This is a genomic window from Cupriavidus sp. WKF15 (assembly GCF_029278605.1).
GTDB lineage: Bacteria > Pseudomonadota > Gammaproteobacteria > Burkholderiales > Burkholderiaceae > Cupriavidus.
In genome coordinates, this window is sequence record NZ_CP119572.1 from 2,562,286 (window position 1) to 2,577,249 (window position 14,964).

Here is a 14,964-nt window from a genome sequence, read left to right on the forward strand (position 1 = left end):
CTCAGTCGGCCGCCACCGCCGGCGCGGCGTAGCCGTGGACGCCACGGGCATGGCGCTCGTGGACACCATTCGTGATGAAGACGATCGCCGTGATGCCGGCGGCCACCAGCACCACCTGGATGGCCGACTCGCGCCAGCGCGGCTTGCGCTGCATCTGCGGCATCAGGTCGCTGACGGCGATGTACAGGAAACTGCTCGACGCGATCACCAGCACATACGGGATCCAGCCGCTCATCTGATCGAGCAGGAAGTAGCCCACCAGCCCGCCAGCCACGGCCGCGACGCTCGACAGCAGGTTGAAGGCGAACGCGCGCGACTTCGAGAACCCCGCGTTGAGCAGCACGATGAAGTCCCCGACTTCCTGCGGGATTTCGTGCGCCGCAATTGCCAGCGCCGTGACGAGGCCAATATGCGGGTCGGCCAGGAAGGCCGCCGCGATCACGATGCCGTCGGCAAAGTTGTGGAAGGTGTCGCCGACCAGGATGGTCAGGCCGCTGCGGCCGGCCTCCTCGCGGTCGTGCCCGTGGTGATGGTGGTGCCCGTCGCCCTCATGGTGGTGCGAATGGCGAAGCAGCGAGATCTTTTCCAGCAGGAAGAAGCCCAGCAGGCCCGCCAGCAGCGTGCCGAACAGTGCCCGAGGATCGGCGCCGGATTCGAATGCCTCCGGAAGCGAGTGAAGCAAGGCCGTCGCCAGCAGCACGCCGACCGAGAAGCTGACCATGCGCTCGACCACGCGCGAGGCCATTGTCAGCGACAGCAGCGCCGCGCCGAAAATGCTGCCCACGCCGGAAATGGTGGCGGCGAGCAGGATATACAGAAGGGTCGAGTGGATGATGGGCTCCCGGGGCGGCCGTGCCGCATCCGCCCGGCGCCAGGCGGATGGCAAACGCAACAATGTTGCAACAACTGGAAGGCCGCATTGTACGTATTCCGGCGCCGATTTTGCAATCCTTGGCCGGCCCGGGCGCGCCGGACCTGATCAGGCGACGCCGTGCCGGCGCAACCAGTCCAGGCACTTCGCCCAGCCGTCCTTGGCATCCGCCTCGCGGTAGCTGGGCCGGTAATCGGCATTGAAGGCGTGGCCGGACTCCGGGTAGACGATGATTTTCGACGCCCTGGCATCCGGATCGGGCGACACAGCCAGCGCTGCCCTCATCGTCTCCACCTGGTCCTGCGTGATGCCGGTGTCCTTGCCGCCGTACAGGCCGAGTACCGGCGCGTCGAGCGCGGCCACCAGGTCCAGCGGGTTCTTCGGCTTCAGCGGTGTGGGCTGGCCGGTCAGTTGCCCGTACCAGGCCACGGCGGCCTTGAGCTTCTCATTGTGCGTGGCGTACAGCCACGTGATGCGGCCGCCCCAGCAGAAGCCCGTGATGGCGAGCCGCGACAGGTCGCCGCCGTTGGCGCCGGCCCAGGCCGTGGCGGCGTCCAGGTCGCCCATGACCTGCGCGTCCGGCACTCTGGAAATCAGGTTGGCCTGCAGTTCCTGGATGGTGCCGAAGCTCTGCGGGTCGCCCTGGCGCGCAAACAGTTCCGGCGCAATGGCCAGGTAGCCGAGCTTGGCGAAGCGGCGGCAGACGTCGGCGATATGCTCATGCACGCCGAAGATCTCGCTGACCACCAGCACCACCGGCAGCTTCGTCTTGCCCTCGGGCTGGGCGCGGTAGGCGGGCATGCTGAAACCGCCCGAAGGAATCGTCACTTCGCCGGCGGTCAGGCCCGCGAAGTCGGTCTTGATCGCCTGTGCCATCGCCGGCAGCGCGGCCGCCGCGAACGCGGAGCCCAGCGCAGTCTTGACGAAGCCGCGGCGATTGAACGCCTGTCCGGGTACCAGGCTCTCCACTTCGGGTTTCAGCATGCATGTCTCCAGGATCGTTGCGGGTTGGGCGCCCGTGAGGGGAGGCCCGCGGGACGCCAACCGCCGATTCTAAGCAAACATGCCGTCACGTGCAGCCGCCCTCACGCGGGGGCCGCTCAGTGGAGCTTCAGTGGAGCCTCAGTGGAGCTTCACGCGCGGACTGGTCTTGCTGCGCAGCCAGTGGGTTACCGTATCCAGCCCCATGCCGACCGCGCCATGCAGCGCCAGCACGTGCATGCGGTAGAGCGAGGTGTACATGAAGCGCGCCATCAGTCCCTCGATAAACATCGAGCCGCCGATCAGCCCGCCCATCAGGCTGCCGACCGCGCTGAAATGCCCGAGCGACACCAGCGAGCCGAAATCCTTGAAGGCGAATTCCGGCAGCGGCTTGCCGGCCAGCCGCGCGCGCAGCGCCTCGAACAGGAAGGTGGCCTGCTGGTGCGCGGCCTGGGCGCGCGGCGGCACCGCGGCCTGCTTTTCGGGCCACGGGCAGCTCGCGCAATCGCCGAATGCGAAGATGTCTGGATCGCCTTCGCTCTGCAACGTCGGACGCACCAGGATCTGGCCCTGCCGGCTGACGGGCAGGCCCAGCGCGGCCAGTACCGGCGGCGCGGTGATGCCCGCCGCCCACACGGTCAGGTCGGCGTCGATGCGCTTGCCGCTCGCGGTCAGCACCGCCTCCGTCGTCACCTCGGTCACACGCTCGCTGGTGAAGACGTCGACGTCGAGCTTGCGCAGCAGCTTGGTGGTCTCGGCCGAAACCCGTTCGGACAGCGCCGGCAGGATGCGCGGCCCAGCCTCGATCACATGGATGCGCACATCGCGGCGCGGATCGAGCTGGTGCAGGCCGTAGGCATTGAGCACGTGCGCGGTATTGCGCAGCTCGGCCGAAAGCTCGACGCCGGTCGCGCCGGCGCCGATGATGGCCACGTCCACGCGCGACCGGCCGTCGTCACCGACGCGCCCGCGCCCATTCTGCGCGCGCACGCAGGCCGCGATCAGCCGGCGGCGGAAGCGCTCGGCCTGCGCGACGGTATCGAGCGCGATCGCATGCTCGGCCGCGCCTGGCACGCCGAAGAAGTGCGTCACGCAGCCAATCGCCAGCACCAGCGTGTCGTACGCCAGTTCCCGCGCCGGCAGCAGTTCCGCGCCGTCCTGGTCCAGGCACGAGGCAAGCGAGATCGTCTTGCGCGTGCGATCGATACCGGTCAGCTCGCCCTGCTGGAACTCGAAGTGGTGCCAGCGCGCCTGCGCCGCATATTCGAGCTGGTGTGTGTTGGGATCCATGCTGCCCGCGGCAACTTCATGCAGCAGCGGTTTCCAGATATGCGTGGGCAAGCGGTCCACGAGCACTACTTCGGCAACGCCCTTCTTGCCGAGCTTGTCGCCCAGCCGCGTCACCAGCTCCAGTCCACCTGCCCCGCCCCCTACCACAATAATGCGATGCGCCCTGCCGTCTGCTCCTGTTGTCATGGTCTACCCGATGCTTTTATTGCTGAGAAACGCTGGCCATTTGGCATTTGCCCCCAGTCTGCTGCATTGCAGCAGAACAGGCAAGACGGCATTTACCGATTCAGCAGTCGCTTCATTCGATACATCGGGTGTCGTATTTCCACGGCTTCAAGGGCATGCAAATGAATACGGCCGGGTACTCCCGGCCGTATCTCTATTGCGTGCGCAACGCGGTCTCAGTGCGCGCTCAGTGCGCTTCTTCCCAGTTCGCGCCGGTGCCGACTTCCGCAACCAGCGGCACACGCAACTGCGCCACCGAACACATCAGTTCGGGCAGCCTGACCTTGACCACTTCCAGTTCGTCCTGCGGCACTTCGAGCACCAGTTCATCATGCACCTGCATGATCTGGCGCGTCTGCAACCGGTCGCGCTCCAGCCAGCCCTGCACCGCGATCATCGACAACTTGATCAGGTCTGCCGCGGTGCCCTGCATGGGCGCGTTGATGGCCGCGCGCTCGGCCGCCTGGCGGCGCGGGCCGCTGCCGCCGTTGATGTCCGGCAGCCACAGGCGCCGGCCGAACACAGTCTCGACGTAGCCCTGTTCGCGCGCGGTCTGGCGCGTGTCCTCCATATACTGCGCGACGCCCGGGTAGCGCATGAAGTAGCGGTCGATATAGTGCTTGGCCGCCTCGCGCTCGATGCCAAGGTTGCTGGCCAGCCCGAACGCGCTCATGCCGTAGATCAGGCCGAAGTTGATCACCTTGGCATAGCGGCGCTGCTCGCTGCTGACGGCCTCGCGCTCCACGCTGAAGATCTCCGCCGCGGTGGCGCGGTGGATGTCCTCGCCATTGGCGAACGCGCGCAGCAGGTTCTCGTCGCCCGAGATATGGGCCATGATGCGCAACTCGATCTGCGAGTAGTCGGCCGACACGATCACGCTGCCCGGCGGCGCGATGAACGCTTCGCGGATGCGCCGCCCTTCCTCCGTGCGCACGGGGATGTTCTGCAGGTTCGGGTCCGTCGACGCCAGCCGGCCTGTCACCGCGGTCGCCTGCCCGTAGCTGGTATGCACGCGGCCGGTGTGCGGGTTGACCATCTTCGGCAGCTTGTCCGTATAGGTGGACTTGAGCTTGGCCAGGCCGCGGTAGTCGAGCAGCAGCTTGGGCAGCGGATAGTCCTCGGCCAGCTTCTGCAGCACCTCTTCGTCGGTCGACGGCGCGCCGCTCGCGGTCTTCTTGACCACCGGCAGCTTCATCTGGTTGAACAGGATCTCGCCGATCTGCTTGGGCGAGCCCAGGTTGAACGGCTGCCCCGCCGCGTCGTACGCGGCCTGCTCGAGCGCGAGCATGCGCTGGCCCAGGTCGGCGCTCTGCGCAGCGAGCCGCTCGGCATCGATCAGCACGCCGTTGCGTTCGATCTTCTGCAGCACCACCGACACCGGGATCTCGATCTCGTCGTACACGTGGCGCAGGCCCGGCGCGGCCTGCACCTCGGGGAACATCTTGCGGTGCAGGCGCAGCGTCACGTCGGCGTCCTCGGCCGCGTACTCGGTCGCGCGCGCGAGGTCGATCTGGTCGAAGCCGATCTGGCTCGCGCCCTTGCCGCAGACCTCCTCGTAGGTGATGGTCTTCAGGTTCAGCAGGCGCTCGGCCAGGCTGTCCATGCCGTGGTTGCGGTGCGAGGCCAGCACGTAGCTCTCGAGCATGGTGTCCTGCGCGATGCCGCGCAAGGTCACGCCGTGGTTGGCAAATACGTGCATGTCGTACTTGATGTTCTGGCCGAGCTTGGGCTTGCTCTCGTCCTCGAGCCAGGCACGCATGCGCGCCAGCACCGCATCGCGCGAAAGCTGGCCGTGATTGTCCATCCCGGCGACATCCGGGCCGCGGTGTCCCACCGGGATATAGCAGGCCTCGCCCGGCTCCACGGACAGCGAGATGCCGACCAGTTGCGCCCGCATCGGATCGAGCGAGGTGGTCTCGGTGTCGATCGCCGTCAGCGGCGCGCTTTCGATGCGCTGCATCCACGCTTCGAAGCCGGCGTCGGTGATCACCATCTCGTAGCGGATCTCGCTCGGCGCGGTATCGTCCTGCGCCTGTGCCACTTCAGTGGCCGACGCCGAAGGCGTGGCCGGCGCATCGAACAGGCCGCCCTGCGCGGGCGCGGCTGCGGCGCGGGCGCGTGCCTGCGCGCGCGCATCGGGCAGGCTTTCGCCGGTCAGCTCGCGCAGCCAGGTCTTGAAGCCATAGCGCGAGAAGAAGGCCACCAGCTTCTCCTTGTCCTCGCCGACTTCCCTGAGCGCATGGAAGTCCGCCACGGCATCGGCGAGGTCGCAGTCGGTCTTGACCGTGACCAGCTCGCGCGCCTTCGGCAGCCAGTCGAGCGTATTGCGCAGGTTCTCGCCAACCACGCCCTTGATGCTGTCGGCGTTGGCCATGATGGCGTCAAGCGTGCCATGTTCGGTCAGCCATTTCACCGCGGTCTTGGGTCCCACCTTGGGCACGCCGGGCACGTTGTCGACCGCGTCGCCGATCAGCGACAAATAGTCGACGATGCGCTCGGGCGGCACGCCGAACTTGTTGTTCACGCCGGGCGGGTCGAGCACTTCGCCGCTCATGGTATTGACCAGCGTGACGTGGTCATTGACGAGCTGCGCGAGGTCCTTGTCGCCGGTGGACACCACCGTGCGCACGCCCTGCTCGCCGGCCTGCCTGGCCAGGGTGCCGATCACGTCGTCGGCCTCGACGCCTTCCACCACGACGATGGGCCAGCCCAGCGCACGCACGGCTTCATGGATCGGCTCGATCTGGCGCGCCAGGTCTTCCGGCATCGACGGACGGTGCTCCTTGTACGCCGGATACAGTTCGTCGCGGAAGGTCTTGCCCTTGGCGTCGAACACGCAGGCGCTATACTCTGCCGGGTAATCGTTGCGCAGCTTGCGCAGCATGTTGATCATGCCGTAGATTGCCCCTGTGGGCAGACCCTCACCATTCCTCAGGTCCGGCAGCGCGTGATAAGCGCGATACAAATAGCTCGATCCATCGACGAGCAAGAGTGTTTTTGGACTATCCGACATTCCCATGGACTCTAAATTGACTGGTGCTGCAGCAGGCGGTGCTTCGACCGCCCCCCTTGCCGACCCGGATGTTTCCGATATCTCCGGCGATACCGTACAACCCCCGCCGGAAGCTGCTTCCGAACACGCGGCTGCGGTCGCCCGCGCGGCCGATGCCGCCGCCGCTGGCAACCCCGCGCAGCCGGCCGCGGATGGCGCCGCGTCGCGTGCCAATCCGCGCAAGATGATTCCCAGCCTGCGTGCGCTGGCCGACGAAGACCGCGCAACCGCGAAGAAGGCGCGCGCCTCGTGGCAAATGTTCACGATTATGGCAGAGTTCATCGAGGCCACCGAGTACCTGTCGGAGATCCGGCCGGCGGTCTCGATCTACGGCAGCGCGCGCCTGCGCGAGGACTCGCCTTACTACCAGCGCACCATCGAAATCGCGCGGCTGTTCTCGGATGCCGGCTTTGCGGTGATCTCCGGCGGCGGCCCCGGCATCATGGAAGCGGCCAACAAGGGCGCGCACGCCGGCAAGTCGGCCAGCGTCGGCCTGAATATCGAACTGCCGCACGAACAGCAGGGCAATCCGTACCAGGACATTGCCATGCGGTTCCGCCATTTCTTCACGCGCAAGGTCACCTTCGTCAAGAACTCCGATGCCTTCATCGTCATGCCGGGCGGTTTCGGCACGCTCGATGAACTCGCCGAGGTGCTGACGCTGGTACAGACCGGCAAGTCCCGTTCCGTGCCCGTGGTGATGTTCGGCAGCCGCTTCTGGAAGGGCCTGCTGGACTGGTTCCGCTTCACGCTGCTGCCGATGGGCCTGATTGCCGAGCACGACCTCGACCTGATGAAGATCGTCGACGAGCCGCATGAAGTGCTGGAAGCGGTCTATGAGTACTACGAGCAGCGCGGCGGCGACAAGCCGATTCCGCCCAAGGAAGAAATGTTCTACCTGTAAGACTAAACCGGGCGCAAGGGAGGCCGGCGTCACTGGCGCATAGGCCCCCGTTGCGGCGTTGCCGGGGTGCCCCACAGGCCACGGCAGCGGCCCGTTCACGGCAGGAATTGCTAGAATAGGAGCTATCAGCTTGCCAATCCCGGCGCCGCCGGGAAGCAGCCAACGCCGAGCCAACGCCCGAGCCAACGCCGCATTCCGCCGCACAGCGTGCCGTATCGACCGCTTTGCGACACAGGAGCCCCCTGATGAACTCCCCCTCACTCCGGTCCGCCGAGCCTGCAAGCACAGCGGCAGCCACCTCCCGGACACCGCGCCTGGCCCTGGCCGCCGCGGTGCTGGCGCTGGTGTTGCCCGGCGTAGCCCTGGCGCAGCCCGCCGAGGAAAGCAACGCCCTGACGCAGCAGGAACTGAACCGGATCAACAGCCAGCCGATCGCGCCGGCCGCCCAGACGCAGATCAACCAGCCGCGCCAGCCGAGCTTCCAGCTCAACGAGCGCGATGGCACGCAGGTGCGCGAATACCGCGACAAGGGCCGCGCCACCGATATCCAGGTCAAGTCCGGGTTCGGCACCAAGTACCAGATGAGCAAGCCGGAGGACAGCTCGCCCAAGATCCGCGAGCATGACGTCAATCGCGTGCCTTCGGTCAATCTGACGTTCTGATTCCGACTACCCACGGCCCGGGCGAACCCGGGCCGCGTCGGTCCTCCGGCAGTCTTGCCGCGGCGGCGGCACCTGTGTGCCGCCGCTTTCCGTTTCGCATCACACGACAAGTATGGCCGTATTCACCACGGTCTCGCAGGACGAGATCGCCCGCTGGCTGCTTGACTACGACCTTGGCGAAGTCCGCGCATTGCGCGGCATCGCCTCCGGCATCGAGAACAGCAACTTCTTTCTGACCACGGAGCAGGATGGCCGCACGCACGAGTACGTGCTGACCATCTTCGAGCGGCTCACGTTCGACCAGCTGCCCTATTACCTGCACCTGATGGCGCACCTGGCCGCGCGCGGCATCACCGTGCCCGCGCCGATCCCGGCGCGCGACGGCGAGATCCTGCGCGCGCTCAAGGGCAAGCCCGCGACCATCGTCACGCGCCTGCCGGGCGCGTCCCAGCTCAAGCCTGATGCCGAGCACTGCGCGCAGGTCGGCGACATGCTCGCGCGCATGCACGTGGCCGGCCAGGACTATCCGCGCAGCCAGCCCAACCTGCGCAGCCTGCCGTGGTGGCAACAGACCGAGGCGGAGATCGTGCCGTTCCTCGACGCGCAGCAACGCACGTTGCTGCAGCAGGAAATCGCGCACCAGGCGGCCTTCTTTGGCAGCGCCGACTATGCGGCCATGCAGGGCGGCCCGTGTCACTGCGACCTGTTCCGCGACAACGCGCTGTTCGAGGAAGACGGCAAGGGTCACCACCGCCTCGGCGGTTTCTTCGATTTCTATTTCGCCGGCAACGACAAGTGGCTGTTCGACCTGGCCGTGACCGTCAACGACTGGTGCATCGATCTGGCCACCGGCGAGCTGGACAATGTCCGGGCACAGGCACTGGTGCGGGCCTATCATGCGGTTCGGCCGCTCACCGCCACCGAAGCCGCGCACTGGCGCGACATGCTGCGCGCGGGCGCGCTGCGCTTCTGGGTATCGCGCCTGTGGGATTTCTACCTTCCGCGCGAAGCCGACATGCTCCAGCCGCATGACCCGACCCATTTCGAACGCATCCTGCGCCGGCGCCTTGCCATGACGGCCGACGCCGCCGCGCTCGCCTGGATCTGACTGGTATGCAACTACTGGAAGTCCCCGCCAAGGAAGGCTACGTCTGGTTCCGCCAGGGCATCTGGCTGTTCCGCAAGAATCCGCTTGCGTTCCTGATGCTGCTGTTCATCTACCTGATCGCGGCGCAACTGGCCATCGTGGTGCCGCTGATCGGCATCATCGCGCTGCTGGTAGTGACGCCCGGCCTGTCGGTCGGCATCATGACGGCCTGCCGCGAAGTCATCCAGAACAAGCGCGTGCTGCCCACCGTGCTGCTAGCCGGATTCCGCACCAACGGCAAGGAAGCCACGCGCAACCTGCTGGTGCTGGGCGGGATCTATGCCGCGCTGGTGTTCTTGCTGAGCCTGATCGCGGGCGCGCTGGTGGACATGAGCGCGCTGCTGCCGATCCTGCTGAAGGAAGAGACGCTGACGGCCGAGGCCGTGCGTCAGCTCTACTACGCACTGCTGATCGGCGCGCTGCTCTACACGCCGATCGCCATGATGTTCTGGTTCGCCCCGCTGCTCGCCGCCTGGCATGGCGTGCCCCCCGTCAAGGCGATGTTCTTCAGCTGGACCGCGTGCTGGCGCAACCGCGGAGCCTTCTTCACCTACGTGCTGCTGTTTGCCGTGCTGCTGGTGGCGATCCCGTTCTTCCTGGAAACCCTCTTCAGCGCGTTCGGCGCCGAGACCGTGCTGTCGTTCCTGGTCACGCCGTATTCGCTGCTGATGCTCGCCATCCTGTACTGCTCGTTCTATGCGACCTACCGCGGCTGCTTCAATATCGTCCCTGCGGAAGAGGCTACGCCGACCTGAGCTGCCACGACAAAGGCCGGCGCAACGCCGGCCTTATGCAATTGACAACAAGCCCCCTTGCCTCACGGCCAGGTCGTCAACACCCCGTCCTGCTGGCGCGACGCGCCAACACGCGCATCCCGGCCGATCCAGGCCGCCGACAACGCCGACACCACCCCCGCGAAAGCCACGTAGGCGCAGATCTGCCACGGCTGGCCCCCGCCGGTCTTGAGCAGCGCCGTCGCAATGATCGGCGTGATCCCCGAGGCGAAGATGCCCGAGAACTGGTAGACGAACGAGATCCCCGTGTAGCGGACCTTCGCGTCGAACAGCTCGCAGAACAGCGCCGCTTCCGGACCGTACACCGCGGCATAGAGAATGCCGAACGGCACCACGATCGACACCCACACCAGCAGCGTGCTGTGCCCGCTGTTGAGCATGAGCCAGAACGCCGGGAACGAGGAAAACGCGGTCAGCAGCGACCCCCAGAAGTACACGCGCGTGCGGCCGATGCGATCGGACAGGCTGCCGAAGAACGGGATGAACACGCACATCACGATCGCCGCCGCCATCACGCCGATCAGTGCCTGCGTGCGCGAAAGCTGCAGGGTCTGGGTCAGGTAGCCGATCGAGAACACCCCGAAGATATTGAAGAACACGCCGTCGATGTAGCGCGCGCCCATGCCCTTGAGGATGTTGCCGGGATAGCGCTGGATCATGTCGACGAACGGAATACGGGTCTCGGCATTGCGCTGCTTGACTGCGGCGAACTCCGGCGTTTCCTTGACGTTCAGGCGGATATACATGCCGACGAACACCATCGCCGCCGAGACCAGGAAGGCCACGCGCCAGCCCCAGGCCAGGAACTGCGCATCGGTCAGCGTCAGCGACAGTAGCGCCACCACGCCCGATGCCAGGCACAGGCCGATCGACAGGCCGATCTGCGGCAGCGAGGCATAGAAGCCCTTCCGGCCCGGGGGCGCGTACTCGTAGGCCATCAGCACCGCCCCACCCCATTCGCCACCCAGGCCGATGCCCTGCAGCACGCGTAGCAGCAACAGCAGGACCGGCGCCCAGATGCCGATGCTGTCGTAAGTCGGCACCAGCCCGATCAGGAACGTCGAGACACCCATGATCATCAGCGTGATCACCAGCATGCTCTTGCGCCCGATGCGGTCACCGAAGTGGCCGAAGATCACGCCGCCGAGCGGGCGCGTGACGAAGCCAACGGCGAACGTGGTGTAGGCCAGCATGGTGGCGACCAGCGGATCGCTTGCTGGAAAGTAGAGCTTGTTGAAGACGATGCCGGCGACAACGCCGTAGAGGAAGAAGTCATACCACTCAATGGTGGCGCCGATCAATGACGCCGCCACGACCTTGCGGACGGCGCGTTCGTTGGTACCTGTCATGCTTGTCTCCTTTTGTCGTGCGGACGGCGGCTGTATGTTTGTTGTGTGCGCCGGGTGGTACTGCCAACCGGCACCCGCCAGGCAACAGGGCATGGCGGGTGCCGGAAAAAGCTATCCATACGCGAGGTGGGACATGGCCCCTGATGTGCTGCCTGTTGTCCTGTTCATGCAGCCAGCGCCACCGGCGCGATACCCGCCACGGTTGCACTGGTCCGCTCCTTCTGCGCGTCTTCCCGAATGAAGTCCGCCGCGCGTTCGGCCATCATCACGACGGGCACGTTGGTGTTGCCCGACACCAGTGTCGGCATCACCGAGCAATCAACCACGCGCAGGCCCGCCACGCCATGCACGCGCAGCCGCGCATCCACCACCGCCTGCGGATCGCTGCCCGGTCCCATCTTTGCCGTGCCTGACGGATGGAAGATCGTGGCGCCGTACTCGCGGCAGAAGTGCAGGATTTCGTCATCGGTGCGCACGTCGTCGCCGGGGCGGAACTCGCGCTTCATCAGGGCGCGCATCGGCTCGGTCTGCGCGACCTTGCGCGCGAACCTGACGGCAGCGATGGCACTGCGGCGATCCAGGTCGGTCGACAGGTAATTGGGCTGGATCGACGGCGCCTCGAACGGATCGGTCGAGCGGATGCGCACCGCGCCGCGCGACTCGGGCCGCAACTGGCACACCGAATAGGTGCAGCCCGAAAACGGATGGACGCTGCCACCCGCCATGTCCGCGGACAGGGTGGCGAAGTGGAACTGCGTATCCGGCGTGGCGCTCTCCTGCGGCAGCACGCGGCAGAACATGGCGCCCTGGTTGATGCCGACCGCCAGCGGCCCCCTGCGGCGCAGCAGCCATTCCAGCCCCATGCGCGCCTTGCCCCATAGCGAGCGCAACTGGTCGTTGGTCGTGATGGGCCGCGCCACTTCATAGATCAGCCGGATCTGCAGATGGTCCTGCAGGTTCTCGCCGACGCCCGGCAACGCGTGCACCACGGGGATGCCCATCTCTTGCAACAGCGGCGCCGGCCCGACGCCGGACAACTGCAGCAGTTGCGGCGACTGCAGCGCGCCCGCGCACAGCACCACCTCGCGCGTGGCACGCACGATGAACGGCTGGCCGTCCTTCACGTAGCGCACGCCCACGGCGCGCTTGCCTTCAAACAGGATGGCGGTGGTATGCGCGCCCGTCTCGACGCGCAGGTTCGGCCGCGAACGTGCCGGCCGCAGGTACGCCACCGCCGTCGAGCAACGCCAGCCCTTGCGCGTGGTCAGTTGGTAGTAGCCCACGCCCTCCTGGTCACCGCTGTTGAAGTCAACCTTGCGCGGTACCCCGAGCGCCTGCCCGGCGCCGATAAATGCATCCACCAGCGGATGCGGCCGGTCGATCGAGGTTGCATTGAGTGGCCCTTCGGTGCCGCGCGTCGGCCCCGCGCCACGGTCGTTATTCTCGAGCTTGCGGAAGTACGGCAGGCAGTCGTCCCAACTCCATCCCGGATTGCCCTGGGCCTCCCAGCGGTCGTAGTCCTCGCGCTGGCCGCGCACATAGATCAGTCCATTGATGGCGCTGCTGCCGCCGAGCGTGCGGCCCCGGGGCCAGTAGATGCGCCGGTCGAGCATATTGGGGTCCGGATCGGTGTAGAAGCCCCAGTTCACCTCCTTGTGGAACATTGTCTTGCCATAGCCGATCGGGATGTGGATCCACGGATAGCTGTCGGGCGGCCCTGCCTCCAGCAGGCAGACTGTGTGCTTGCCGTCCTCGCTGAGCCGGTTGGCAAGCACGCAGCCGGCCGAGCCGGCACCCACGACGATGTAGTCAACGCTCTGCGACATAGTCGCTGTCTCCTGGTTTCACCGGCTGGACGCGGCCAGCGGCGCTCTTATAATGAAACGTCTTGTTCCGATTTCTGGAGTTTTGACGGACAACCGCGACTGGGAAAGTGAAATCGACAGAGGGCGCCCGAAATGAAACAGAACGTGGCATTTCCGTTTCAGAAGTGCAGTGCAGCAGAGGGAGAACCCGCAGACGACGAGGCCCGCGCGCTGCGCGTGCTGGTGGTGCTGGAAAGCCTGGCGTGTGCGCAGCACCCCCAGACGCTGTCGCAGCTCACCCAGCGCCTGCGCGTGCCGAAGGCCACGCTGATGCGGCTGCTCGGCGCCATGGAACGCGCCGGCTTTGTCACCCAGTTGCCGCCCGAGCGCGGCTTCGTTCCCGGCCCGCGCGCCGTAGGGCTGGCGCTGCAGACGCTCAAGAGCCCGCCGGTGCTGCGCGAATGCCGCGCCATCCTTGGCTCCGTGGTCGCCGCGCTTGGCGAGACCTGCAACCTCACGGCACTGCATGGCGACCAGGTGCTCTATATCGAGCGGGTGGAAACCCATGAACCGCTGCGGCTGCAGCTCTCGCCTGGCGTGCATGTACCGTTGCATTGCACGGCGAGCGGGAAGCTGTTCCTGTCGGCGATGAACCGGCTGGAGCAACAGCGGACGCTCAAGTACCTGCCTCTTACGGCCAACACACCGCGGACGATCTCCGACCCCTTGCTGCTCGAAGCCGAGCTCGAGCGCGTGCGCTCACGCGGAATTGGCGTGGATAACGAGGAGTTCGTGCGGGGGATGTGTGCGGTGGCCGTGCCAGTGCGGGAGCCGGCAGCCGCCGGCGGCGGCGACGGCTCGGGGCGTGTCGTCGCGGCGATCGCGTGCCATGCGCCTACGGCGCGCAAGCCGCTCGAGGCATTGATGCGGGCGGCACCCGTGTTGGAGAGGGCGGCCCGGGAGATGGGAAGCGTTCTATGTGAGTGATTTTGGGGGGTCTCATGCCTGGCGGGCACCGAATAACGCCCCCGCCCCCTCACTCACAAAACGTCCTCCCCATCTGCTCCGCCGCCCCTCTCAGATCCGGCACGAATTCATACAACCGCTCCATAGACATCCGCGCCAGCGGCGCCTGCACGGCAATCGCGGCGCAAGCCCGATTGCGGTTGAGCATGACCGGCACCGCCACGGCGATCATCCCCTGCAGGTTTTCCTGGTTATTGACGCCCAGCCGGCGACGGCGGGTCTCCGCGAGCTCTGAGCGCAGTACGTCGATATCCGTGATGGTGTTCGCCGACTGCGCCCGCAGCGGCAGGCTGGCAATCAGCCTCTCGCGCTGCGCGCAGGGCAGGAACGCCAGCAGCAGCTTGCCGCTGGCCGAGCAATGCAAGGGCACGCGCGACCCCGGCTGCAGGTGCATCCGCAGCGGCCATTGCGTTTCCACGCGATCGAGATAGACCACATCGTCGCCGGACAGCATGGTCAGGTTGCAGGTTTCGCCGACCTTGTCGACGAGCTGCTGCAGGATCGCGTGGCGCGCGGCCGCCGGCCCGGCCTGCATCAGCACATTGACCGCGAACTGCCGCACACGTGACGAGCACTCGTAGTACCGGCTGCCGGCGGTGCGCGACACCAGCCACGTGCTTTCGAGCTGCTTGAGCAGTCGGTGCACGGTCTGCTTCGGCAGCCCGATCTCCTGCACGATCGCCGCCAGCGACAGCGGCCCCTCTGCCGTCGACAGTATCTCGAGAATGCGGAAGGCGCGCACCGCGGCGGCGTTCGAGTGATTGCTCATGGATTCAATTTATAGGATTCCGGGACGCCCTGACGTCCCGAAAACTGCGTTCCGCAATTCGCCTCCCTGCGGCGCCCGCAAAAGCGCAC

12 protein-coding genes are annotated in these 14,964 nt (G+C 66.4%); 5 read left to right on the plus strand and 7 right to left on the minus strand.

The features are described 5' to 3' along the window. Window position 1: 1 nt before the first annotated feature. From CupriaWKF_RS11975 to polA, 4 genes are all read right to left on the minus strand, one after another. Window positions 2–817: a ZIP family metal transporter gene (locus CupriaWKF_RS11975; RefSeq protein WP_276100784.1), complete on the minus strand. Its 816-nt coding sequence runs from the start codon at window positions 815–817 to the stop codon at window positions 2–4. Between the two features lie 162 nt (window positions 818–979). Next, on the minus strand, window positions 980–1,855 hold the full coding sequence (locus tag CupriaWKF_RS11980; protein ID WP_276098087.1) for a dienelactone hydrolase family protein: 876 nt from the start codon (window positions 1,853–1,855) through the stop codon (window positions 980–982). 138 nt (window positions 1,856–1,993) lie between these two features. After that, window positions 1,994–3,328: an NAD(P)/FAD-dependent oxidoreductase gene (locus tag CupriaWKF_RS11985; protein ID WP_276098088.1), complete on the minus strand. Its 1,335-nt coding sequence runs from the start codon at window positions 3,326–3,328 to the stop codon at window positions 1,994–1,996. Between the two features lie 226 nt (window positions 3,329–3,554). Beyond that, window positions 3,555–6,380 (minus strand): DNA polymerase I, encoded by a 2,826-nt coding sequence (polA, locus tag CupriaWKF_RS11990; protein ID WP_276098089.1) that lies wholly within the window; start codon window positions 6,378–6,380, stop codon window positions 3,555–3,557. A gap of 4 nt (window positions 6,381–6,384) precedes the next feature. Between polA and CupriaWKF_RS11995 the strand changes: the two genes are divergently transcribed. The 4 genes from CupriaWKF_RS11995 (at window position 6,385) to CupriaWKF_RS12010 (ending at window position 9,887) form a co-directional block, all read left to right on the plus strand. After that, a complete protein-coding gene (locus tag CupriaWKF_RS11995) occupies window positions 6,385–7,323 on the plus strand; it encodes a TIGR00730 family Rossman fold protein (protein WP_276098090.1) in 939 nt (312 codons plus the stop codon). 245 nt (window positions 7,324–7,568) lie between these two features. Further along, window positions 7,569–7,985, plus strand: a complete 417-nt coding sequence (locus CupriaWKF_RS12000; protein ID WP_276098091.1) for a hypothetical protein — start codon at window positions 7,569–7,571, stop codon at window positions 7,983–7,985. A 112-nt stretch (window positions 7,986–8,097) separates the two neighbouring features. Next, complete coding sequence (locus CupriaWKF_RS12005; protein ID WP_276098092.1) at window positions 8,098–9,093, plus strand: homoserine kinase; 996 nt, start codon at window positions 8,098–8,100, stop codon at window positions 9,091–9,093. 5 nt (window positions 9,094–9,098) lie between these two features. Continuing rightward, on the plus strand, window positions 9,099–9,887 hold the full coding sequence (locus tag CupriaWKF_RS12010) for a BPSS1780 family membrane protein (RefSeq protein WP_276098093.1): 789 nt from the start codon (window positions 9,099–9,101) through the stop codon (window positions 9,885–9,887). Between the two features lie 62 nt (window positions 9,888–9,949). On the opposite strand, the gene CupriaWKF_RS12015 is transcribed toward CupriaWKF_RS12010, so the two are convergent. Further along, window positions 9,950–11,275 carry an MFS transporter gene (locus tag CupriaWKF_RS12015; RefSeq protein ID WP_276098094.1) on the minus strand — a complete coding sequence of 442 codons (1,326 nt, stop codon included), beginning with the start codon at window positions 11,273–11,275 and terminating at the stop codon, window positions 9,950–9,952. A 164-nt stretch (window positions 11,276–11,439) separates the two neighbouring features. Continuing rightward, window positions 11,440–13,101: a choline dehydrogenase gene (locus tag CupriaWKF_RS12020; protein ID WP_276098095.1), complete on the minus strand. Its 1,662-nt coding sequence runs from the start codon at window positions 13,099–13,101 to the stop codon at window positions 11,440–11,442. Between the two features lie 132 nt (window positions 13,102–13,233). Between CupriaWKF_RS12020 and CupriaWKF_RS12025 the strand changes: the two genes are divergently transcribed. Further along, on the plus strand, window positions 13,234–14,067 hold the full coding sequence (locus tag CupriaWKF_RS12025) for an IclR family transcriptional regulator (protein WP_276098096.1): 834 nt from the start codon (window positions 13,234–13,236) through the stop codon (window positions 14,065–14,067). Between the two features lie 49 nt (window positions 14,068–14,116). Here CupriaWKF_RS12025 and CupriaWKF_RS12030 read toward each other — a convergent pair whose 3' ends face one another. Further along, complete coding sequence (locus tag CupriaWKF_RS12030; RefSeq protein WP_276098097.1) at window positions 14,117–14,875, minus strand: IclR family transcriptional regulator; 759 nt, start codon at window positions 14,873–14,875, stop codon at window positions 14,117–14,119. Between the last annotated feature and the right edge of the window lie 89 nt (window positions 14,876–14,964).

Coding starts and splice junctions, on each gene's coding strand:
- CupriaWKF_RS11985 (WP_276098088.1), bottom strand. CDS start 3,328: ATGACAACAGGAGCAGACGGCAGGGCGCATCGCATTATTGTGGTAGGG.
- CupriaWKF_RS12000 (WP_276098091.1), top strand. CDS start 7,569: ATGAACTCCCCCTCACTCCGGTCCGCCGAGCCTGCAAGCACAGCGGCA.
- CupriaWKF_RS12025 (WP_276098096.1), top strand. CDS start 13,234: ATGAAACAGAACGTGGCATTTCCGTTTCAGAAGTGCAGTGCAGCAGAG.
- CupriaWKF_RS11980 (WP_276098087.1), bottom strand. CDS start 1,855: ATGCTGAAACCCGAAGTGGAGAGCCTGGTACCCGGACAGGCGTTCAAT.
- CupriaWKF_RS12015 (WP_276098094.1), bottom strand. CDS start 11,275: ATGACAGGTACCAACGAACGCGCCGTCCGCAAGGTCGTGGCGGCGTCA.
- CupriaWKF_RS12010 (WP_276098093.1), top strand. CDS start 9,099: ATGCAACTACTGGAAGTCCCCGCCAAGGAAGGCTACGTCTGGTTCCGC.
- CupriaWKF_RS11995 (WP_276098090.1), top strand. CDS start 6,385: ATGGACTCTAAATTGACTGGTGCTGCAGCAGGCGGTGCTTCGACCGCC.
- polA (WP_276098089.1), bottom strand. CDS start 6,380: ATGTCGGATAGTCCAAAAACACTCTTGCTCGTCGATGGATCGAGCTAT.
- CupriaWKF_RS12020 (WP_276098095.1), bottom strand. CDS start 13,101: ATGTCGCAGAGCGTTGACTACATCGTCGTGGGTGCCGGCTCGGCCGGC.
- CupriaWKF_RS12005 (WP_276098092.1), top strand. CDS start 8,098: ATGGCCGTATTCACCACGGTCTCGCAGGACGAGATCGCCCGCTGGCTG.
- CupriaWKF_RS12030 (WP_276098097.1), bottom strand. CDS start 14,875: ATGAGCAATCACTCGAACGCCGCCGCGGTGCGCGCCTTCCGCATTCTC.